Below are 20,295 nucleotides of genomic sequence, written 5' to 3'. Positions count from 1 at the left end.
ACTTCCGGACTTCACGTCCGGTTGACGCCCGCGCCGGCCCTGTTTATAAGTTGGTCAAACAACCTACAAACAAGACCGCGCCATGCCTCGTCCCTCCAATACCGAAGCGCGCCGGGAACAGATTGTCGCCGGACTGCTCAAGGCCATGGCCGAGCGTGGCTACGAGGGCGCGTCCGTGGCGGAGATCGCCCGCGCGGCGGGCCTGAGCGCGGGGCTGGTGCACTACCACTTCGAGGACAAGCAGGAGATCCTCCTGACCCTGGTGCGCTCGTTGGCGGCTCGCGCACGGCAGCGGTTCAGCACCCGGGTGGCGAAGCTCGCCCCGGACGACGCTCGCGGGCGGGTGGAGGCGTTCGTGGACGCGTTCCTCGCCACCGGGCCGGACGCGGACGTGGCGGCGGTGGCGGGCTGGGTCACCATCAGCGCGGAGGCCATCCGGCAGCCGGAGGTGCGCGTCGCCTACGAAGAGGTGGTGCGCGCGGACCTGGAGCAGTTGGAGTCGCTGGTCGCGGCGGTGGTGGGCAAGCGCCGCGCGCGTCCGCTGGCCGCGGGTCTGTTCGCCGCCATCCAGGGGTACTTCGTGCTGTCCGCGAGCGCGCCCGGGCTCGTGCCCCCTGGCTCCGCGGCGGGCACCGTGAAGCGCATGGCCGCGGGGCTTCTGGACGCGGCGACTTCTTCTTCACCGGACCGTGAGGTGTCGTGATGACCATCGCCATCTACGCAGGCAGCTTCGACCCCGTGACGGCGGGACACCTGTCGGTGGTGCGACAGGCGGCGCGCCTCTTCAGCCACGTCGTCGTGGTGGTCGCGGTCAACCCGAACAAGCACACGCTGCTCACCGCGGAGGAGCGCATGGCGCTCATCCGGGAGGCCGTGGCCCGGCATCCCAACGTCTCCGTCACCTTCACCGAAGGGCTCATCGTGGAGCTGGCGCGGGAGATTGGCGCGAGCGTCCTGCTGCGCGGCGTGCGCGGCGCCACCGATGCGCAGTTCGAGACGGAGCTGGCGCAGATGAACCGCGCGCTCGCGCCGGAGCTGTCCACCCTCTTCCTGCCCGCGGAGGCGCACCTGGCGGAGGTGTCCAGCAGCGCCCTCAAGGAGCGCCTCACGCGCGGCGAGGACGTGTCCGCCTTCTGCCCTCCCGCCGTCGCCGCGAAGCTGCGCGAGCGGCTGTCCCCTTCCCTCCGGAGCCATCCATGAGCCTGTCCTTCATCCCCCTGGGCGTCGGTGATGCCTTCTCCGCGCTCTACTACTCGTCGTGCCTGGCGCTGGAGGCGGAGGACCAGGTGCTGCTGCTCGACTGTCCGCACCCCATCCGCAAGATGATGCGCGAGGCGTCCGAGTCCTCCGGCGTGCACCTGGACGTGGAGCGCGTCAGCGCCGTGGCCCTCACGCACCTGCACGCGGACCACGCCTCTGGCCTGGAGAGCCTGGCGTACTTCTCCTTCTTCGTGCTGCAGCGGAAGATGGAGCTGCTCGCGCACCCGAGCGTCACGCGCCGCCTCTGGGAGGGCCACCTGGCCGCGGGCATGGAGTGCCTCATCGAGCAGCAGGGCGCTGGGCCCAGCCACAAGCACTTCGAGGACTACTTCACGCACACGCCGCTGCACCTGGAGCGCGCGGTGAAGCACGGCCCGTTCGAAATCGAGTGCCGCTTCACCTATCACCACGTGCCCACCACCGCGTTCCGCATCCGCGCCGGGGGCCGGTGCCTGGGCTACAGCGCGGACACCGCGTTCGACGAGGGGCTCATCTCCTGGCTGTCCGAGGCGGACCTGGTCATCCACGAGACGAACTACGGCGTGCACACGCCCTACGAGAAGCTGGCGGTGCTGCCGGAGGCCACTCGCGCGAAGATGCGCCTCATCCACTATCCGGACCTGTTCGACACGAGCGGCAGCGTCATCGAGCCGCTGGTGCAGGGCCGGCGCTACACCGTCTGAGGACGGAGCGCGTGGCTGGTTGGACGCCCTTCATCCACCGGGAAGAAGGGCTTGGGGCTTGCGCGTTGCGCCATGTCCGGTCCGCTCGCCTTCACGCGCCGAGTGCGCTAGGCCGAGACGGGTTGGCGCTCCCCCCGTGCCCCCGCAAGAGAACGACTGTCCGATGATGAAGAAGACCGTGAGCACCTGGGCGGTGCTGCTGCCGCTCGTGTTGGTGCTGGCCACTCGTTCAGCCGGGGCCGCCGGGGCCGCCGAGCCGACGCCTCCCCCTGACACCGTCCGCCTCACGATCCTCCACCTCAACGACGTCTACCAATTCCAGCCCACCGCCCGGAACCGGGGCGGCCTGTCGCGCGTGGCCACGCTCAAGCAGCAGGCGCTGAAGGAGTCGCCGCACGTCCTCACGCTGCTGGCGGGCGACACGCTCTCGCCTTCGGTGGAGTCGTCCGCGGAGGTGGCGGGCGAGGCGCTCAAGGGCAAGCAGATGATCGACGCGTGGAACGCGCTCGGTCTGGACTACTCCACGGTGGGCAACCACGAGTTCGACTTCGGGGACGACGTGCTGCGCGCGCGCCTCCAGCAGTCGCGCTTCCCGTGGCTGGGCGCCAACGTGATGAGCGTGAAGTCGGGGCAGGTGTTCGACGGGCTCAAGGCGTGGGACCTCCGCGACGTGGGCGGCGTGAAGGTGGGCATCTTCGGCGTGGTGCTGCCGGAGACGCAGACCTCGTCCAAGCCGGGCAAGGACACGCGCATCACGCCGTACTGCGAGGCGGCGAAGCGCTCCGTGGACGAGCTGCGGGCCGCGGGCGCGCAGTTCGTGCTGGGGCTCACGCACCTGACGGTGGAGCAGGACCGCGAGCTTGTGAGGTGCGTGCGCGTGGACCTCATCATCGGCGGGCACGACCACGACCGCGTGGAGGAGACCGTCGCGGGCACGCCCATCTTCAAGCTGGACGAGGACGCCATCGACCTGGGCCGCGTCACGCTGGACCTGGACGCGAAGACGGGCGCGGTGAAGAAGCTCGCGTGGAAGGTGATTCCCATCACCTCGAAGACTCCGGACGACGCGGCGTTCGACGCGCAGATGAAGCCCTATGCGCCGCTGCTGGCCACGCTGGCGGAGCGCATTGGCCGCTCGCCGGTGGCGCTGGAGGCGCGCAGCGCGCAGAACCGGATGGGGGAGACGAACCTGGGCTCGTTCCTGGCGGATGCGTTCCGCGAGGCGATGGGCGCGGACGTGGCGCTCGTGAACGGGGGCGCCATCCGCGCGGACCGGGTGCTGCCCGCGGGGACGATGACCCGGCGCGAGCTGTACTCGCTCATGCCCTACCGCAACGAGCTGGTGGTGCTGATGGTGAAGGGGGCGGTGCTGCGCGCGGCGCTGGAGAACGGCGTCAGCCTGAGCAGCCTGGACGGCAAGCCGCCTGGCCGCTTCCCACAGGTGTCCGGCCTGCGCTTCACCTACGACCTGCGCAAAGCGCCGGGCGCGCGGGTGACAAAGGTGGAGGTGAAGGGCAAGCCGCTGGACGACGCGGCGGTGTACCGGCTGGCCACGCTGAGCTTCGTGGCGCAGGGCAACGACGGCTACTCCATGTTCAAGGACCTGCCCGCGGTGCCCAGGGGCCTGGATGTGTCGCCGTGGGAAGCACTCGGCACCGCGTTCCGCACCGGCAAGCCCGCGCCGCGAGCGAAGCCCCAGGGACGCATCACGGTCATCGGCGCGCCCAGGGGTGGACTGCGCGCGCATCCGACGATGAAGTAGCGCCTACCGCCAGGGCGCGGTCCAGCCTCTCGCCCGGTAGACGACCCGCCCCGCCAGCTCGCGCAGCATGTCCGTGCTCTGGTTGAGCGCTCCCGTGCGTGGCAGCCAGCTCAGCTTCGCGGGGGGAATCGTCGAGGAGCGGAGGTCCACCGCGAGCGTGTCCGCCTTCAGCCCCACCGCCGCGAAGCAGCCGGCCGCTCGGGGCAAGTGCGCGGCGCTCGTCACCAGGAGCAGCGACTTCCAGCCGTGCGCGCGCACCAGCGGCGCCGACTCCAGCGCGTTCTCGCGGGTGTTGCGGCTGCGCCCTTCCTTCACGATTCGCTCGGGCGCGATGCCCCAGTGCTCCAGCTGCGCGGCCAGCACGTCCGCCTCCACCACCGCCTCCGGCCTCGCGTCCAGGTTGCCGGCCGTAATCAGCACCTGCCGTGCCCGGCCGTCGTGCAGCAGCTCGAAGGTGCGCATCATCCGCTCCGGCGCGGCGTTGTACTCCGGGTGCCCCGAGCGCTCCGTGGCCGCCGCGTCCAGCCCTCCGCCCAGCAGGATGACCGCGTCGTAGACGGTGTCCGGCCGGTACGTGCTCACCGCGTCCGCCTCCGTCGCGCGCGTCAGCAGCGCCACCGTCGGCTCGATGGAGAACACGTACAGCACGGCCAATGCCAGAAGCTGGGACACCAGCGACAGGCGCTTCCACCGGCGCAGCACCACGCCCCCCACGCCGAACAACAGCGCCCAGGTGAGCGGGGACAGCAGCAGATCCAACAGCTTCGATAGGACGAGGAACATCGCTGAGCGCCGTTACCGACCCGACCGGGACTTGATGTACTGCCGGGCCTCCGCCGCGCCGGCCCCTCGCGGACGCAACTGCAGGTAGCGCCGGTAGTGCTCCACGGCCACCCCCGCCCTGGCCGTCCGCGCGCCCACCCGCCCCATCCCCAGATGGCACTCCGCGGCCGTCTCCAGCAGCCGCAGGCATGTCCCGAACTTCCCACTGGCCTGCCCTGGCTTGCCCGCCACGAGCAGCTCCACGCCCAGCGTGTACTCCGCCCCCGCGCCCGGAGACTCCGCGATCCAATCCAGGGCCTCGTGCGATTCGCTCTGGGCGTTGACGCTCGGTACGCCCTTCCGGGCGCCCGCCTTCTGCGGCTCCGGCACCCGTGCCTCCACCACCGGCTCCGGCGGAGGAGGCGGAGGCGGCAGCCGCTCCAGGGACACCTGCACACGCTCCGGCACGGCGGCCTGCGACACGGTGGTCGCCCACGGCTGGTACCCCACGAACCGCAGCTCCAACTGGTGCGAGTCCTCTCCCGAAGCGACGTTCAGCACCGTCGGAGTCATGCCGACCTGCTTGCCGTCCCAGCGCACCTCCGCGCCCGGCGGCACTGAAACCACCTGGAGCTTGCGCGAGCGGGGCTCCGACATGTCGGGCATCACCGCCCGCCCCACGAAGAAGATGACGGCCGCCGCGATGACGGCCGCCCAGACCCAGCCGGGCACGCCCGCGCCCATGTCCGCCGCGGGACTTCCGCCCACCAGCGCCCCGGGCACGTTCTCCTCCGGGAACGCCTCGGCGTGCGCGCGGTGCACCGCGGACGCCCGCTCCGGCTCGTCCATTCCCGCCGGACCGCCCTCCCCCGTCCACACCGCCACCTGACGCAGGAAGGACTCCGGAATCCGCGGCGGCTGGCCCGCGAGCTTCAACTCCTCCTCGAACAGCCAGGCCATCAGGTGGCGCAGCGTGGACGCGGGGAACAGCGGCGCCCGGTACGCGAGCCACTCCGCCAGCGCGCGCTGGAAGTCCTCCGCGCTCGTGAAGCGGTCATCCCGCCTCAGCGCCAGCGCTCGCGACACCAGCGCCCCCAGCGACGGATCCAGGTCCGGCACGTGCGCGTGAGGGGGCGTCAGGTCGCCCGTGGCGATGCGCTCCATCACCGAGGCCTGGTCCCCTTCCGCGGGTCTGCGGCCGGTGAGCAGCTCGAAGAGCACCACGCCGGCCGTGTACACGTCCGAGCGCGCGTCCAGCGCCTCCGCTCGCGTCTGCTCCGGTGACAGGTAGAGGAACTTGCCGCGCACCACGCCCGCGTCCGTGTCCTGCCGCCCGGCCCACTGCGCCTTCGCGATGCCGAAGTCGGTGAGCTTCACCTCGCCCTCGTAGCTCACCAGGACGTTGTCCGGAGACACGTCGCGGTGCACCAGCCCCAGCGGGCGGCCCTCCTCGTCGCGGCGCGTGTGCGCGTGGTGCAGGCCCTTGCAGACCTCCACCATCAGCTGCACGGCCAGCGGCGCCGGCAGGTGCGCCATCCCCTTCAGCTTCAGGCGCTTGAGCACCTTGGACAGGGGCTGCCCGTCCACCCACTCCATGGCGAGGAAGTACTCCCCCGCCTCCTGCCCGAAGTCGAAGACCTGGACGATGTTGCCGTGCGACAGCCCCATGGAGATGCGCGCTTCGTTGAGGAACATCCGCACGAAGGCGGGATCCTGCGCGTACGGGTCCCTCACGCGCTTGATGACGACGGACCGGGACACGCCCTCCGCCACGGTGTAGCGCGCGCGGTGCACCACGGCCATGCCGCCCGCGCCCAGGCGCTCCTGCAGCTCGTACTTGCCGAAACGCGTCGTGTGCCCACCCGTCGTCACGGGCCGGACGCTACCCCACCGCTTACCCCCGAGGGGAGCCCCACCCCCGGGCCCGAAAGCCTCAGCGCTCACCCCAGTGGAGCTTCTGACGAAGGATGGTGAAGAAGGCCACGCGCGGGTTGCGCACCAGGCCCACGCGGTTGGGCGAGCGCACCACCTCAATGCAGTCCCCGCCCTGGAGCGAGTGGCCCGTCTGCCCGTCCAGCGTGAGGTACGTGTCCGCCGTCTCGCTCTTCAGCGTGACGCGGATGGTGCGGTCCGCCGGCACCACGATGGCCCGCTGGGTCAGCGCGTGCGAGCAGATGGGCGACAGGATGGTGCAGTCCACCGACGGGTGCACGATGGGGCCGCCCGCGGACAGCGAGTACGCCGTGGAGCCGGTGGGCGTGGCCAGGATGACGCCGTCCGACTTGTAGATGGTGATGGGCACCCCGTCGATGGACGTCTCGTGGTCCGCGATGCGCGCGAGCGCGCCCTTGTTGATGACCACGTCGTTGAGGATCTCGTCCTCGATGAGGACCTTGCCCCCACGCAGGAGCCGGCAGGACAGCTTCATCCGCGAGTCCACGTGGAAGTTCCCCGCCAGCACGTCGTCCAGCCGGCTGAAGAGCTCCTCCACGGACACTTCCGTCATGAAGCCCAGGCTGCCCAGGTTGACGCCGATGATGGGCACGTTGCGTCCGCCCAACAGGCGCGCCGCGTAGATGAGCGTGCCGTCACCGCCCAGCACCACCACCAGGTCCGCGCGGGCCGCCAGCTCGCGGTCCTCGATGCGCGGCCAGTTCAGCGCATGCGCCAGGGCACGGTCCGCCAGCACCGTCAGGTTCGGGTGGCGCTGTTGAATCTCCGCCGCCAGGGCGACGGCCTGCGGGGTGTCTCGCTTCGCGACGATGACGAGGGTCTGCACGCCCCCCGGGTTCTAGTCCAGCCGGCCAACCGTCCTCCTCAGGAAAATGACGCACCTGCTTAGCCCCGGACATCACAAGGGTGCGCGACAGGGCGGCCGGGACGCTAGGTTTGGAGGCCCCATGGACCTCTTCGACCACGCCAGCCAGAAGGAACAGGCCGTCCTGGCGCCGCTCGCCGAGCGCATGCGCCCCACCTCGCTCAGCGAGTACCTGGGCCAGGAGCACCTCACCGGCGAGGGCCGCTTCCTGCGCCGCGCGCTGGAGAGCGACCAGGTGCCCAGCCTCATCCTCTGGGGCCCGCCCGGCACCGGCAAGACGACGCTCGCCCAGCTCGTCGCGCGCTCCACCGGCGCCGCCTTCGAGACGATGTCCGCAGTGCTCGCGGGCGTGAAGGACATCCGCGAGACGGTGGCGCGCGCGCAGGACCGCTGGAAGCTCAACCGCCAGCGCACGCTGCTCTTCATCGACGAAATCCACCGCTTCAACAAGTCGCAGCAGGACGCGCTCCTGCCCCACGTGGAGAAGGGCACCGTCACGCTGATTGGCGCCACCACGGAGAACCCGTCGTTCGAGGTGAACGCCGCGCTCCTGTCGCGCTGCCGCGTCATCACCCTGCGCGGGCTGGAGCAGGAGGAGCTCATCGCCGTCATGCGCCACGCCGTCGCGGACCCTCGGGGCCTGGGCGGCAAGGTGGCCGTGGACGACGCGGCGCTGGAGTTCATCGCGGACGCGGCGGGCGGGGATGCTCGCAAGGCCCTCACCGCGCTGGAGGCCGCGGCGGCGTACGGCCGCACGGCGGTGGACCGCAAGGTGGCGGAGGAGGCGCTCCAGCAGAAGATGCTGCTCTACGACAAGGGCGGCGAGGAGCACTACAACGTCGTCAGCGCGTTCATCAAATCCATGCGCGGCAGCGACGTGGACGCCGCGCTGTACTGGATGACGCGCATGCTGGAGGCGGGCGAGGACCCCGTCTTCATCTTCCGCCGCATGGTCATCTTCGCGTCGGAAGACGTGGGCAACGCGGACCCGCGCGCGCTGGGCGTGGCGGTGGACGCGCTGAGGGCCTTCCAGCTCATGGGCCTGCCAGAGGGCACCCTGCCCCTCACCCAGGCCGTGACGTACCTGGCGCTCGCGCCCAAGTCGAACGCCGTCATCGCCGCGTACGCGGCCGTGCGCGAGGCCGTGACGAAGGAAGGCGCGCTGCCGGTGCCCATGCACCTGCGCAACGCGCCCACCAAGCTGATGAAGTCGCTGGGCTACGGCGGCGGATACAAGTACCCGCACAACTTCGAGGGCAACTACGTCCCGGAGGACTACCTGCCCGAAGCGCTGCGCTCCCGCTGCTTCTACACCCCGACGCGCAACGGCTTCGAGGCGGAGCTGTCCGAGCGCTACGAAACCATCCAGCAGCAGCTCGCCGCGCGGCGCAGCGAGCGCGAACCCGGGGAGGACGGCTGAACGGGCCGTCCTCCCGCAGGGAACATCAGGACACGGCTTCCAGGGCAGGGACGCCCGGGCCGTTGTCCGAGTCCGGGCCCTTGGGCGAGCGCGGCTTCATGCTGCGGCCGGCGACCTCGTACTGCTTGAGCAGGCGGCGGAAGTTGGAGCGGTCCACGCCGGCCGCGCGCGCCGCGCTGGACACGTTGTGGTTGTTCTTCTCCAGCAGCGCGGACAGGTAGCGGCGCTCGAAGGCGCGCATGGCCAGGCGCTTGGCCTGGGCGTACGGCAGGTGCGCCAGGCTGAACACCTCCACCGCCGAGTCGGCCTGGGGCGCGGCCTGGAAGCCGGGCGGCAGGTCCTCCACGTCGATGGCGTCGTTGGCCGTCAGCACCACCGCGCGCTCGATGACGTTCTCCAGCTCGCGCACGTTGCCCGTCCACCGGTTGCAGGTGAGCGCCTCCATGGCGCGCGGGCTGATGCCGGTGACCTTCTTGTCCGCCTTGGCGGCGTAGACCTTGAGGAAGTGGTGCGCGAGCAGCGGCACGTCCTCCGGGCGGTCGCGCAGGGGCGGCAGGTCGATGGTGATGACGTTGAGGCGATAGAAGAGGTCCTCGCGGAACTTGCCCTGCTCCTTCGCGCGGGACAGGTCCACGTGCGTGGCGGCGATGACGCGCACGTCCACCTTCACGGGCTCGTTGGCGCCCACGCGCTTGACTTCACCCTCCTGCAGGACGCGCAACAGGCGCACCTGGGTGGCCGGGGGCACGTCGCCAATCTCGTCCAGGAAGATGGTGCCGCCGTCGGCCGCCTCGAAGAGGCCCTTCTTGTTGCCGGTGGCGCCGGTGAAGCTGCCCTTCACGTGACCGAAGAGTTCGCTTTCCAGCAGCGTCTCCGACAGGGCCGAACAGTTGACGGCCACGAAGGGCTTGTCGCGGCGCGCGCTGCGGTAGTGGATGGCGCGAGCGACGAGCTCCTTGCCCGTGCCGCTCTCACCCTGGATGAGCACCGTGGCGGTGGAGTGGCTGACCGTCTCCACCAGCTTGAACACGGCGCGCATCTGCGAGGACTGACCGATGAGGTCCTCGAACTGGCTGCGCGCGGTGAGCGCCTCCTCCAGCGCGCGGGTGCGGTCCTTCAGCGCCTTGCGCTCGGCGGCCTTGGCCACCGTGAGGCTCACCTCGTCGATGTTCTCGAAGGGCTTGGTGAGGTAGTCGTACGCGCCCGCCTTCACCGCCTCCACCGCCGTCTCCACGGTGGCGAAGGCCGTCATCATGATGACCTCCACGTCCGGGCGGTCCGCCTTGATGGCGCGCAGCAGGTCCATGCCGGACAGGTGCGGCATCTTGATGTCGAGCACGACCACGTCGATGGACGGATCCTTCGCCGCCGCGAGCCCCTCCACCGCGTCGTCGATGGCAACGACCGGGTGTCCTTCCCGCTGGAGGATCTGGGTGACGGCCTTGAGGACGACGGAGTCGTCATCCACAACGAGGACCTTGGCGCGCTTGACTTGGTTCACGGCAACCTCTCGAGCTGCAGGGGAATAGGCAGGTAGACGGTGAAGCGGGAGCCCTGACCCACGTGGGTGTCCACATGGAAGGTGCCCCCGTGGTCCTGGACGATGCGATAGGCGATGGACAGCCCCAGGCCGGTGCCCTCGCCGGGAGGCTTGGTGGTGAAGGACGGCTCGAAGATGCGCGGCAGGTGACGCTCTTCAATGCCCGAGCCGGTGTCCGTCACCGCGAAGAAGGTCCGGTCGCCCTCGCGGCCCGTCTCCAGGGACAGGCGCCCGTCGGCGTTGGGAAGCGCCTGGAGGCCGTTCTGCAGCAGGTTGAGCACCACCTGCGCGAGCGTGCCGGGGTCGCCGTACACCTTGGGCAGCCCGTCCTTCAGGCCCAGCTTCAGCTCCACCTTGGGCATGGACTTGAGCTGCGCGCGGAAGAGCACCGCGGCGTCCTCCACGCACTTGGACAAATCAAAGAGGCGGCGGTCCTCCACGCGGCTGTGCCGGCTGAACTTCAGCAGGCTCTCCACGATGCGCTTGCAGCGCAGCGCGCTCTCTTCAATCAGCTTCAGCGACTCCAGGTCGCTCTCGCTGCGGCCCGCGTCGCGGGACATCAGCTGCGCGAAGGCGAGGATGCCACCCAGCGGGTTGTTGATTTCGTGCGCCACGCCGCCCGCGAGCTGGCCCACCGCGGCCATCTTCTCCGTCTCGATGAGCCGGCGCGTCATGGCCTGCTCCTCCGTGACGTCGCGGTAGGTGCACACCGCGCGGTCGTCGCCGGCGAACGGGTACGCGGCCACCACGTAGCTGCGCCCGCCCTGCTGCACTTCCCCGCGCGCGCCCTTGCCCGTCTCCATGGCGGAGGGCAGCGGGCAGCCCGTGCACGGCGTGTCCCGGCCGAAGAGGTACTGGTGGCAGGGGACGTCGGAGGGCACCTCTTCGATGGAGCGGCGGGCCACCTGCGCGTAGGCCACGTTGGCCCGGCGCACCGCGAAGTCCCGCGCGCGCACCACCGCGAGCGGCGTCTCCATGCAGTCGAAGGACAGCTCCCACTCGCGCTTGGCCGTGGAGAGCAGGCGCGTGCGCAGCGCGACGCGCTCCTCCAGGTCCGCGTTGAGGTGCTTGAGCTCCGCGTTCTGCTCCTGGGTGACGCGGTAGAGCCGGTCGTTCTCCGCGTGGAGCGCGTACTGCTCGAAGGCGCTCTTCACCGTGAGCACCAGGTGGCTGTCGTTCCAGGGCTTGGAGATGAAGCGGAAGATTTCCGAGCGGTTGATGGCCTCTTCGATGGCCTGCTGATCCGCCTGCCCCGTCAGCATGATGCGCTGGGCGCGCGGCGCCTGGAGCTTCACCTGGGTGAGGAACTCCACCCCGTTCATGCCCGGCATGCGGAAGTCGGAGATGACGACCTCCGGCTGGAAGCGCTCCAGCGTGCGCAGGCCCGTTTCGGCGTCCGTCGCCGTCTCGATGTCCCACTCACCGCGGCGCAGCACCCGCCGGATGGACTTGAGGATGTTCTCCTCGTCGTCCACGAGCAGCAGCCGCCCTCGGGCGACCGGGTCCTGCGCCTGCGCTTGAGCTCCGAGGGTTCCCATGGACTTTCCGGAGTCCGACATTTGCAATGGCCTTGCCAAACCGGAGATTTGGATAAGCCCCGGCAATCACGCCCTTTTTCATTGGCATGACAAAAAGGGGCAAGGTCATCATAGACCCATGGCACCCATTGGGGTCAAACACGACTCAGGGTGTTTGACCCGCTGGGTCAGCCAGCCCGGGAGGGCGGCGTGGAAAACAGGGGGGCGGGAGGGTGGAGGCAGATGCGGTCGCGGCCCTCGCGCTTGGCGCGGTAGAGGGCCTCGTCGGCTGTGAGCAGCAGCTGCTCCGGGGCGAGGATGGCGCGGTGGGGGAAGCTGGAGACGCCCAGGGACGCGGTGACGCGCAGGGCGCCCTCGGGGCCCGCGTGCAACTCGTTGATTCCCTTGCGGATTCTCTCCGCCACGGTGAGGGCGCCGGGCAGATGGGTGCAGGGCAGGAGGATGGCGAACTCCTCTCCTCCATAGCGGGCCACCAGGTCCGTCTCGCGCACGCTGTGCTGGAGGGAGGCCGCCACCTCCCGCAGGACGCGGTCCCCTGCCCCGTGGCCGTGGGCGTCGTTGATGTTCTTGAAGTGGTCCAGGTCCACCAGGATGAGCGACAGGCTCTCGTCGTAGCGCTGCGAGCGGCGGAACTCCTCGCGCAACCGCTCCTGGAAGTAGCGATGGTTGTGCACCTGGGTCAGGCCGTCCGTCACCGCCAGGCGCCGCAGTTCCTCGACCTGGGAGTGAAGTGACCTCAACCGGGAGTGCGTTTCCAGGCTCCGGTAGAGCCTCAAACGCAGCTCTTCGTCGTCCCAGGGGGTCAGAATCACCTCAGCCCCCCTGCGCAGCGCGGCCAGGCGCAAGGCGCGGTCTTCCGGCGGCGCCAGGACCACCACGGCGGGTCGGGGCGCCGGTTGTGGCGGGGTGAGGGCCTCCAGGAGGCGCTGGGCCTGCGCCTCGCCGGGGCCGCCGGAGCAGAGCAGGACGCCGTCTACCTCCTGGGTCAGCCCCAGCGCCTCCGGCCCGGACCGGGCTACACGGAGCGCGAAGTCCTCCGGGCCGAGCGTGCGCACCAGCTGAGGCAGCAGTGCCTGCGAATCGTCCACGACCAGAAGCGTGTAGGGCTGGGTTTTCACCGTGTCCCCATAAAATGATGACTAGGCGGTACTATAGGGGTTTCCCACGAGAAGGGCCAAGGGGTTTGCCAGCGAGTAGGCCCTCTGCTAGCGAGCCCGCGTTTCCTTCCTGACGGAACGCGCGCGACATGACGACCGTGGCCAAGTACCCGAGCATCAGCCTCTTCTTCCCCGCCTGGAACGAAGAGGACTACGTGGAGCGCGCGGTGAGCCGCGCACTGGAAGTGCTACCGAAGCTCACCGACGACTTCGAAATCATCGTCGTCAATGACGCCTCCACGGACCGGACCCAGGAGGTCTGCGACGCGCTGGCGGCGAAGGTGCCTCAGTTGCGGGTCATCACCCACCCCGTGAACCTGAAGCTGGGCGGGGCGATGCGCACGGGGCTGGCGGCGAGCACGAAGGACCTGGTGCTGTACTCGGACATCGACCTGCCGTGGGACATGCGCGAGCTGGAGCGGGCGCTGCACCTGATGAACTACCTGGAGGCGGACATGATCTGCGCCTTCCGGTTCGACCGCACGAGCGAGGGCTCCAAGCGCATCGTGTACTCGTTCGTCTACAACCTGCTCATCCGGGCGCTGTTCGACATCCAGATCAAGGACGTGAACTTCAGCTTCAAGCTGATGCGCCGCCAGGTGCTGGAGTCGATGGAGCTCAGGAGCCAGGGCTCGTTCATCGACGCGGAGCTGGTGGTGAAGGCCATCCGCAAGGGCTTCCGTGTGTTCCAGATGGGCGTGGACTACTTCCCGCGCACGCGCGGCATCTCCACGCTGGCGTCACCGTCCGTCATCCTGAAGATGGTGAAGGAGCTGGTGGCGCTGTACCCGGAGACGCGCTCGCCGTCGCCGCCGATCAAGCCGGTGCGCCTGCCGCCGTCCGTGCAGCAATTGCGTTCGGTGCCGGGCCAGGCGGGGCGTGGGTAGGACGGACATGGCGCCGCGCACCCGCCTCATCGTCAACGCGGACGACCTGGGCCTGCATCCGTCGCTGGACGCGGGCATCCTCAAGGCGCACCGCGAGGGCATCGTGACCAGCGCGACGCTGCTGGCCATGGGCCCTTGCGCGGCGGAGGCCGTGGGCCGGGCGAAGGCGCAGGGGCTGGCGGTGGGCGTGCACCTGGCGCTGTCCACGCGGCTTCCCTGCGCCGCCCCCGCTGAGGCCGTACGGACGGTGGCACCGGGCGGACGGCTCCGGGGAAACTGGGCGGAGTTCGCGAAGGCGTGGATGACGGGGCGGGTCCGGAGAGAAGAGCTGGAGCGGGAGCTGTCCGCGCAGCTCGCCCGCGCGCGGGAGCTGGGCGCGAAGGTGGACCACCTGGACGGGCACCAGCACCTGCACCTGTTGCCGGGGGTGCGGCCGGTGGTGGAGGGCATCGCCGCGCGCGAGGGCCTGCCCCTGCGGTGGCCGGATGCGCTGCCGCGCGCGTCGTGGCTGCGGGCTCCCGGGCCGGCGTTGAAGACGACCGTGCTGGCGGTGCTCGCGCGGACGGCGCCTCGGGCCCGGCAGGGCGTGCGTCGGGTCAGTGCTGGAGGAGTGTTCGAGGCGGGCCGGCTGGATGAGCCCGCGCTGCTCGCGGTGCTGGACTCGCTGCCGGCGGGGGACTTCGAGCTGGGGTGTCACCCTGGTGAGGGGGCTCCGCATGTGCCGGAGGATCCGGCGTGGACCTATGGCTGGGAGGCGGAGCTGGCCGCGCTCACCAGTCCCCGCGTGAAGGCGAAGCTCGTGGAGCGGGGCATCTCGCTCGCGAACTACGGCGAGCTGGGCTGACGAGCCGCGGAAACCTGTCCGACTGTCGGACAGGTTTGGAGGTGGCCCGCCACGCCCGCGTGGGCTTCTTCAGCGGGCCTCGGCGTCGTAGAGCAGGTGCGGCGTGGTGTAGCCCGCGCCCAGGCCCACCACTTCACGCACCTCGAAGCCCGCGTCACGCAGGAGCCGCACGCCGTCGACTCGGGGCTTGAGCACCATGCCGCCGCTGGCCTTGGTGCGCCCCAGGAGCGACACCATCACCCACTCCTGCGCGAGCGCCTTGGCGTGCTTCCAGGAGCGGTCGCCCTCCACCTCCTTCAGGAGGAAGCGGCCTCCGGGCTTGAGCAGGCTTCGGATGGACTGGAGGAAGCCGGGCCACCGCTCATCGGGCAGCAGGTACAGCACGTCGCAGACGACCACCGCGTCGAGGGTGTGCGGTTGCGTCTTCGCGAGTTCTTCCACGGAGCCCACGTCGAGCGTCACGTTGGGCAGCCCCGACAGGGCCTGCTTCGCCCAGTGCACCTTGCGCTCATCCAGGTCCACTCCCAGCACCCGGCGCTCCGGCACCGCGAGCGCCATCACCGCGGACAGCAGGCCGTGCCCGCAGCCGATGTCCGCCACCGTCCCTGATGGCAGGCGCGACGCCACCGCGAGCAGCGGGGCCGAGGACGCCCGCGCGTGCACGTGGAAGCGCTCGCTCGCGGGCAGGTGCGCGTAGAGCTCCAGCGCCTGGGACATGAGCCCGCTCATGACGCGGCCTCCACACTCGGGGCCACGGCTCGTCCCATCCGTCCGCTCATGACACGTACTCCGCCGCTCCGTACGCCGCCGCCAGCGCCAGCATCCCGCATGCGCTGGTCGCGAGCACTGCCCACCTCATGCGCGGTCGTTCCTTGAGCAGCAGCGCCAGCGTGAGGAACAGCGGGAAGGCGGCCAGCAGGTAGCGCCCCATGCCCATGAAGTCCTTGCTGGACAGGGCGGGCAATCCCACGATGGCCAGCGTGTACACGCCGTAGCCCCACCCCAACCGCTTCGCCGTGGGCCACACCAGCGCGAGCGCCCCCACCGTGACGGCCGCGTGCCCCACCAGCCTGAAGCCGTCCGACAGGGACATCTCCCGGCTGAAGCCCTGGAACCAGCGCAGCTTCGCCCACGTGCGCCAGCCCGGCTTCTGGTCCCACCCCGGCGCGGACTGCACCTTCACGAACGCGAACGGCTCACCGAACGCCTTCCACTGATAGAGCACGTACAGCACGAAGCCCGCCGCCGCGAACACCGGCAACAGGTCCATCAGGCTCCACTTCAGGCCGCGCTCGTGCTTCCACTCCAGCCGCCGCGCCAGCAGGCCCACCACCAGCGCGGGCGCCACCGGCCGCGCCGCAGTGGCCACCGCCGCGAGCAGCACCGCCCACCCCAGCTGCCCCCGCTCCAGCAACAGGAACGCTCCGATGATGAGCAACAGGAACAGCGCGTCCGAATACATGGCCCCGTAGAGGAAGAACGCGAAGGGATAGAACGCCAGCAGCAGCCCCGCGTTCCTCGCCGCCTCTTCATCCGCCCGCGTGCGCGCCCACAGCGTGAAGACGTACAGCGCGCCCAGGCCGCTCAGCATGGTGACGACCACGCCCGCGAGGAACGTGTCCACGTGCAAGAGGCCCAGGCCGCGCAGCACCAGCGGGTACAGCGGGAAGAACGCCACCGAACTCTGCTGGCCGGGCGTGTAGCTGTAGCCCGCCTGCGCGATTTGCGCGTACCAACCGGCGTCGAAGTGCGTCCAGCCCAGGAGGAGGGGTGCGCCCGGCCACGTCAGCCGCGCGGGGCTGTAGCCCTGCGGGAACACAATCGCGGACACCGTCACCAGCGCGGTGCACACCGCCAGGGCCGCGAGCCCGGCGATCAGAACAACACGAGGAGCGGAACGAACCATGTGGGGCATGCCCCTTGGTCCAGAACCGCCCCTCGCGTCAAGTCAGGCCCGGAAACGAGGAGAGCGCCGGGAACCGGCATCTCCCCTGCCCCGGTGCGTCATGCACTCAGGCTTCGTAGAAGCCCTTGCTGGCGCGCACCTTCTCCACCAGCAACGGCGCGGGCGTGAAGCGCTCGCCGTACTTGTCTTGGTAGTGCTCCAGCTTGCGCAGCAGGTTGGCCGGGCCCAGGGCGTCCGCGTACCGGAACGGGCCGCCCAGGAACGGCGGGAAGCCCAGGCCGAAGATGGCGCCCACGTCGCCGTCGCGCGGGCTGCGCAGGATGCCTTCACCCAGGCAGCGGATGGCCTCGTTCACCATCTGCAGCGCGACGCGCTCCGCCATCTCCGAGGCGTCCAGGGACTTGCGGTCCTTGCCGTGCGGCAGGAGCAGGTAGACCTGCGGGTCCACCTCCTTCTTCTTCCCGTTCTCGTACAGGTAGAAGCCCTTGTTCGTCTTGCGGCCCAGGCGGCCGTCGGACACCACGCCCTCCAGCGCCTTGGGCGCCGCCATGCGCTTGCCGAACGCGGCCTCCATGATGGGCCCCACCTTCTGGGCCACGTCGATGCCCACCTCGTCCAACAGCGTGATGGGCCCCACCGGGAAGCCGAAGTCCACCAGCGCCTTGTCCAGTTGGACGATGTCCGCGCCTTCCGCCAGCAGGTACGCCGCCTCGTTCATGTACGGCGCGAGGATGCGCGACGTGTAGAAGCCCGGCCCGTCGTTGACGACGATGACCGTCTTGCCCTGCTTCTTGCCCACGTCCACGCAGGTCGCCGTCACCCACTCCGCGGTGCCCGGGTGCGTGATGATCTCCAGCAGCGGCATTTTGTGGACCGGGCTGAAGTAGTGCATGCCAATCACCTGCGAGGGGCGCTTGCTGCCCTTCGCCAGCTCGCCAATGGGCAGGCTGGAGGTGTTGGACGCGAAGATGGTGTTCTCGCCGGTGACGGCCTCCACCTCCGCGATGATCTGGTGCTTGAGCTTCAGGTCCTCGAACACCGCTTCAATCACCAGGTCCACCGACTTGAAGCCGCTGTAGTCCGTGCCCGCGGTGATGCTGGACAGCTTCGCGTTCGACTCGAGCCGGGTGAGCGAGCGGCGCTTCACGCGCTCATCCAGCACCGTCTGCACCTGCTTGAGCGCGCGGCCCGCGCCCGCGTCGTCCCGGTCCTTCACGCGCACGGGCACGCCCTGGAGCACGCCGGCCACGTAGGCGATGCCGCCGCCCATGAGGCCGCCGCCCAGCACGCCCACCTTCTTCACCTCGCGCGGCTTCAGGTTGGGGTTGGAGGTGCCGTTCTCCTTCTTCAGCGCCGTGGTGGCGAAGAAGATTTCGACCAGGCGCCGGGACACGTCCGTGAACACCAGCTCGCCAAAGGCCTTGGCCTCCGCCTCCAGGCCCGCCTTGCGGCCGGACTCCAGGCCCACGCGGATGACCTGCAGCGCCTTCTCCTGCGCGGGGTACTTGCCGCGCGTCTTCTTCAGGAGCTGCTTCTTCGCCTGGTCGAACATCACCTTGCGGCCGAGCGGGTTGTCCTCCAGCGCCGCTTCCGTCCACAGGTCCTTGCTGATGAGGCCCTGGAAGAGGCCCGCGAGGCCCTTCTTCTTGCTGCTCTGGGCCACGGCCTTGAAGCCCTGGTGCGCGCGCTCCACCTTGAGCGTGCCCGCGGCCAGCTCCGCCGCGCGCTTGAGCGCGATGTCCTTCAGCATGGGCACGGGCACCACTTCATCCACGATGCCCAGCTTCTTCGCCTTGGACGGCTTGACGTTCTTGCCGGTGAGGATGAGGTCCAGCGCCGCCTGCGCGCCAATCAGCGCGGGCAGCCGCTGCGTGCCGCCGGCCCCGGGGATGAGGCCCAGCTGCGTCTCCGGCAGGCCCACCACCGACTTGGGGCTGTCCGTGACGATGCGGTAGTGGCACGCGAGCACCCACTCCAGACCACCGCCCAGGCACGCGCCGTGGATGGCCGCGACCACCGGCTTGGAGTAGGCCTCCAGCCGGTCGAACTCCGCGTGCGCGGCGCGGCTGATGGCCTCCACGTCCGCCGGGGACTTGATGGTCTGGAGGAAGTCGATGTTCGCGCCGGCGACGAAGTTGTCCTTCTTGCCGGAGATGAACACGACGGCCCTCACCTCCGGGTCCCGCTCCGCCTGAAGGAGCAGGTCGGAGAACGCGGCGCCCACTTCCGGGGACAGCGTGTTCACCGGCGCGCCCGGCTGGTCCACGGTGATGACCGCGACGCCGTTCGTGACGTCGTAGCTCAAGCCCTGCTTCGCTTCGACTGCCTCTTGCTTGGTCGCCATCACGCACGCTCCAGGATGACCGCGGCGCCCAGGCCACCCGCGGCGCAGACGGTGCACAACACCGTGTTCTTGTTCCGACGCTTCAGCTCATTCAGGGCCTGCGTGATGATGCGCGCGCCCGTGGCACCGAAGGGGTGCCCGATGGAGATGGAGCCGCCCGTCACGTTCAGGATGGACCGGTCCACCTCGCCCACCGGCGCGTTGAAGCCCGCCTTCTTCGCGAACTCCTTGGACGCCAGCGCCTGGAGGTTGCTCGCCACCTGCGCGGCGAAGGCCTCGTGCATCTCCACCAGGTCGATGTCCGCGAGCTTCATCCCCGCGCGCTTGAGCGCCACGGGCGCCGCGTACGCCGGGCCCTGGAGCAGCTGGTCCCCCGGGTCCGTGGCCGCGAACGCGTGCGAGCGCAGGAAGCCCAGCGGCTCGTAGCCCAGCGCCTTCGCCTTCTCCTCGCTCATCAGCAGCAGCGCCGCGGCGCCGTCCGTCAGCGGGGACGCGTTGCCGGCGGTGACGCTGCCATAGCGGCGGTCGAACACCGGCTTGAGCTTGGAGAGCGCCTCCAGGCTGGTGTCGTCGCGCACGATGTTGTCCTTCGTGGCGGTCTGCTCGTACTTCGGCGGCACGGTGACGTGCATCACCTCACCGTCGAACAGGCCCTCCTTCCACGCCCGGGCCGCGTTCTGGTGCGAGTTGAACGCGATGAGGTCCTGCTCCTCGCGGGTGATGCCGTTCTCCTTGGCCATCTTCTCCGCGCTCTCACCCATGGTCTCGCCGGTGGAGTACTCGGCGATGGCCGGGGGCACGGGGATGAGGTCCTTGGCCTTGAGCTTCTGGAAGGGCTTGAGCTTGTCCGGCAGGCTCTTGCCCTTGGACGACGCGGCCAGCGCGTGCGCCAGCGGGCGGCTGGTGAAGATGGGCGCGTCGGACAGGGACTCGGTGCCGCCGGTGATGACGACGTCCGCGTCTCCCAGCGCGATGGCGTTGGCGCCCGCCACCATGGACTGGATGGACGTGGCGCAGGCCCGCGCCACCGTGAAGGCGTCAATGCGCTTGGGCAGGCCCGCCGCCAGCACCACTTCGCGCGCGATGGACGGCGCGGTCAGCGTGGGGATGACCTGTCCGAAGACGACCTGGTTGATTTCGTTGGGGTCCAGGTCGCTGCGCTGCACCAGCTCCTGGACCACCATGCGGCCCAGGTCCAGCGCCGTCAGGTTCGCGAAGACGGTGCCCGCCTTCGCGAACGGCGTCCGCAGTCCGCGAACGATGGCCACCCGCCGGTGGCCGTTGCGCTTCTCGCTTGCCATGTGTGCCTCACCCTCTGTGAAACGAGTGAGGCGCTTCTAACGGCGGGCAATGCACCGCGTCAATGTCGGATTG

17 protein-coding genes are annotated in these 20,295 nt (G+C 69.8%); 7 read left to right on the top strand and 10 right to left on the bottom strand.

Translation table 11 applies throughout. The annotated features are described in order from the left end of the window. Nucleotides 1–82 precede the first annotated feature (82 nt). The 4 genes from D7X30_RS16165 to D7X30_RS16150 all read left to right on the top strand — a co-directional run bounded on the left by D7X30_RS16165 (nt 83) and on the right by D7X30_RS16150 (nt 3,705). Entirely contained in the window at nt 83–703 is a 621-nt protein-coding gene (locus D7X30_RS16165) for a TetR/AcrR family transcriptional regulator (protein WP_120563836.1), read from the top strand. Further along, a complete protein-coding gene (gene coaD / locus D7X30_RS16160; RefSeq protein WP_120563835.1) occupies nt 703–1,200 on the top strand; it encodes a pantetheine-phosphate adenylyltransferase in 498 nt (165 codons plus the stop codon). Before D7X30_RS16165 ends, coaD begins: the two co-directional genes overlap by 1 nt. Continuing rightward, nucleotides 1,197–1,943: an MBL fold metallo-hydrolase gene (locus D7X30_RS16155; RefSeq protein WP_120563834.1), complete on the top strand. Its 747-nt coding sequence runs from the start codon at nt 1,197–1,199 to the stop codon at nt 1,941–1,943. The genes coaD and D7X30_RS16155 overlap by 4 nt, the downstream gene beginning before the upstream one ends. Nucleotides 1,944–2,106: 163 nt before the next feature. Then, on the top strand, nt 2,107–3,705 hold the full coding sequence (locus D7X30_RS16150) for a bifunctional UDP-sugar hydrolase/5'-nucleotidase (RefSeq protein WP_120563833.1): 1,599 nt from the start codon (nt 2,107–2,109) through the stop codon (nt 3,703–3,705). Between the two features lie 3 nt (nt 3,706–3,708). On the opposite strand, the gene D7X30_RS16145 is transcribed toward D7X30_RS16150, so the two are convergent. From D7X30_RS16145 to D7X30_RS16135, 3 genes are all read right to left on the bottom strand, one after another. Further along, nucleotides 3,709–4,488 (bottom strand): YdcF family protein, encoded by a 780-nt coding sequence (locus tag D7X30_RS16145; RefSeq protein ID WP_120563832.1) that lies wholly within the window; start codon nt 4,486–4,488, stop codon nt 3,709–3,711. A 12-nt stretch (nt 4,489–4,500) separates the two neighbouring features. After that, complete coding sequence (locus tag D7X30_RS16140; RefSeq protein ID WP_120563831.1) at nt 4,501–6,339, bottom strand: serine/threonine-protein kinase; 1,839 nt, start codon at nt 6,337–6,339, stop codon at nt 4,501–4,503. A gap of 61 nt (nt 6,340–6,400) precedes the next feature. Further along, nucleotides 6,401–7,246 (bottom strand): NAD(+)/NADH kinase, encoded by an 846-nt coding sequence (locus D7X30_RS16135; RefSeq protein WP_120563830.1) that lies wholly within the window; start codon nt 7,244–7,246, stop codon nt 6,401–6,403. Nucleotides 7,247–7,367: 121 nt separating this feature from the next. Here D7X30_RS16135 and D7X30_RS16130 point away from each other — a divergent pair, with 121 nt between their 5' ends. Continuing rightward, the gene (locus tag D7X30_RS16130) at nt 7,368–8,705 is read left to right on the top strand and encodes a replication-associated recombination protein A (RefSeq protein ID WP_120563829.1); all 1,338 of its coding nucleotides are present in this window, start codon (nt 7,368–7,370) and stop codon (nt 8,703–8,705) included. A gap of 25 nt (nt 8,706–8,730) precedes the next feature. Here D7X30_RS16130 and D7X30_RS16125 read toward each other — a convergent pair whose 3' ends face one another. The 3 genes from D7X30_RS16125 to D7X30_RS16115 form a co-directional block, all read right to left on the bottom strand. Further along, nucleotides 8,731–10,206 carry a sigma-54 dependent transcriptional regulator gene (locus tag D7X30_RS16125; RefSeq protein WP_120563828.1) on the bottom strand — a complete coding sequence of 492 codons (1,476 nt, stop codon included), beginning with the start codon at nt 10,204–10,206 and terminating at the stop codon, nt 8,731–8,733. Further along, a complete protein-coding gene (locus D7X30_RS16120) occupies nt 10,203–11,783 on the bottom strand; it encodes an ATP-binding protein (protein ID WP_120564172.1) in 1,581 nt (526 codons plus the stop codon). Before D7X30_RS16120 ends, D7X30_RS16125 begins: the two co-directional genes overlap by 4 nt. A 167-nt stretch (nt 11,784–11,950) precedes the next feature. Then, nucleotides 11,951–12,901 (bottom strand): diguanylate cyclase, encoded by a 951-nt coding sequence (locus D7X30_RS16115; protein ID WP_120563827.1) that lies wholly within the window; start codon nt 12,899–12,901, stop codon nt 11,951–11,953. A 137-nt stretch (nt 12,902–13,038) separates the two neighbouring features. On the opposite strand from D7X30_RS16115, the gene D7X30_RS16110 reads away from it, so the two are divergent. Together D7X30_RS16110 and D7X30_RS16105 are read left to right on the top strand one after the other, a co-directional pair. Next, nucleotides 13,039–13,827, top strand: coding sequence for a glycosyltransferase family 2 protein (locus D7X30_RS16110; protein ID WP_120564171.1), 789 nt, complete (start codon nt 13,039–13,041; stop codon nt 13,825–13,827). Between the two features lie 7 nt (nt 13,828–13,834). Beyond that, the gene (locus D7X30_RS16105; protein WP_120563826.1) at nt 13,835–14,671 is read left to right on the top strand and encodes a ChbG/HpnK family deacetylase; all 837 of its coding nucleotides are present in this window, start codon (nt 13,835–13,837) and stop codon (nt 14,669–14,671) included. A 69-nt stretch (nt 14,672–14,740) separates the two neighbouring features. On the opposite strand, the gene D7X30_RS16100 is transcribed toward D7X30_RS16105, so the two are convergent. The 4 genes from D7X30_RS16100 to fadI form a co-directional block, all read right to left on the bottom strand. Then, nucleotides 14,741–15,400: a bifunctional 2-polyprenyl-6-hydroxyphenol methylase/3-demethylubiquinol 3-O-methyltransferase UbiG gene (locus D7X30_RS16100; RefSeq protein ID WP_120563825.1), complete on the bottom strand. Its 660-nt coding sequence runs from the start codon at nt 15,398–15,400 to the stop codon at nt 14,741–14,743. 46 nt (nt 15,401–15,446) lie between these two features. Then, entirely contained in the window at nt 15,447–16,577 is a 1,131-nt protein-coding gene (locus D7X30_RS16095) for a mannosyltransferase family protein (protein ID WP_120564170.1), read from the bottom strand. A 106-nt stretch (nt 16,578–16,683) separates the two neighbouring features. Continuing rightward, on the bottom strand, nt 16,684–18,921 hold the full coding sequence (gene fadJ / locus D7X30_RS16090) for a fatty acid oxidation complex subunit alpha FadJ (RefSeq protein WP_120563824.1): 2,238 nt from the start codon (nt 18,919–18,921) through the stop codon (nt 16,684–16,686). Further along, nucleotides 18,921–20,222, bottom strand: coding sequence for an acetyl-CoA C-acyltransferase FadI (fadI, locus tag D7X30_RS16085; protein WP_120563823.1), 1,302 nt, complete (start codon nt 20,220–20,222; stop codon nt 18,921–18,923). The genes fadJ and fadI overlap by 1 nt, the downstream gene beginning before the upstream one ends. Nucleotides 20,223–20,295 lie beyond the last annotated feature (73 nt).

The organism is Corallococcus sp. AB011P, assembly GCF_003611605.1.
Lineage (GTDB): Bacteria > Myxococcota > Myxococcia > Myxococcales > Myxococcaceae > Corallococcus > Corallococcus coralloides.
Note: the sequence above shows the minus strand (reverse complement) of the source record. Positions and strands in the feature narration are given on the sequence as shown.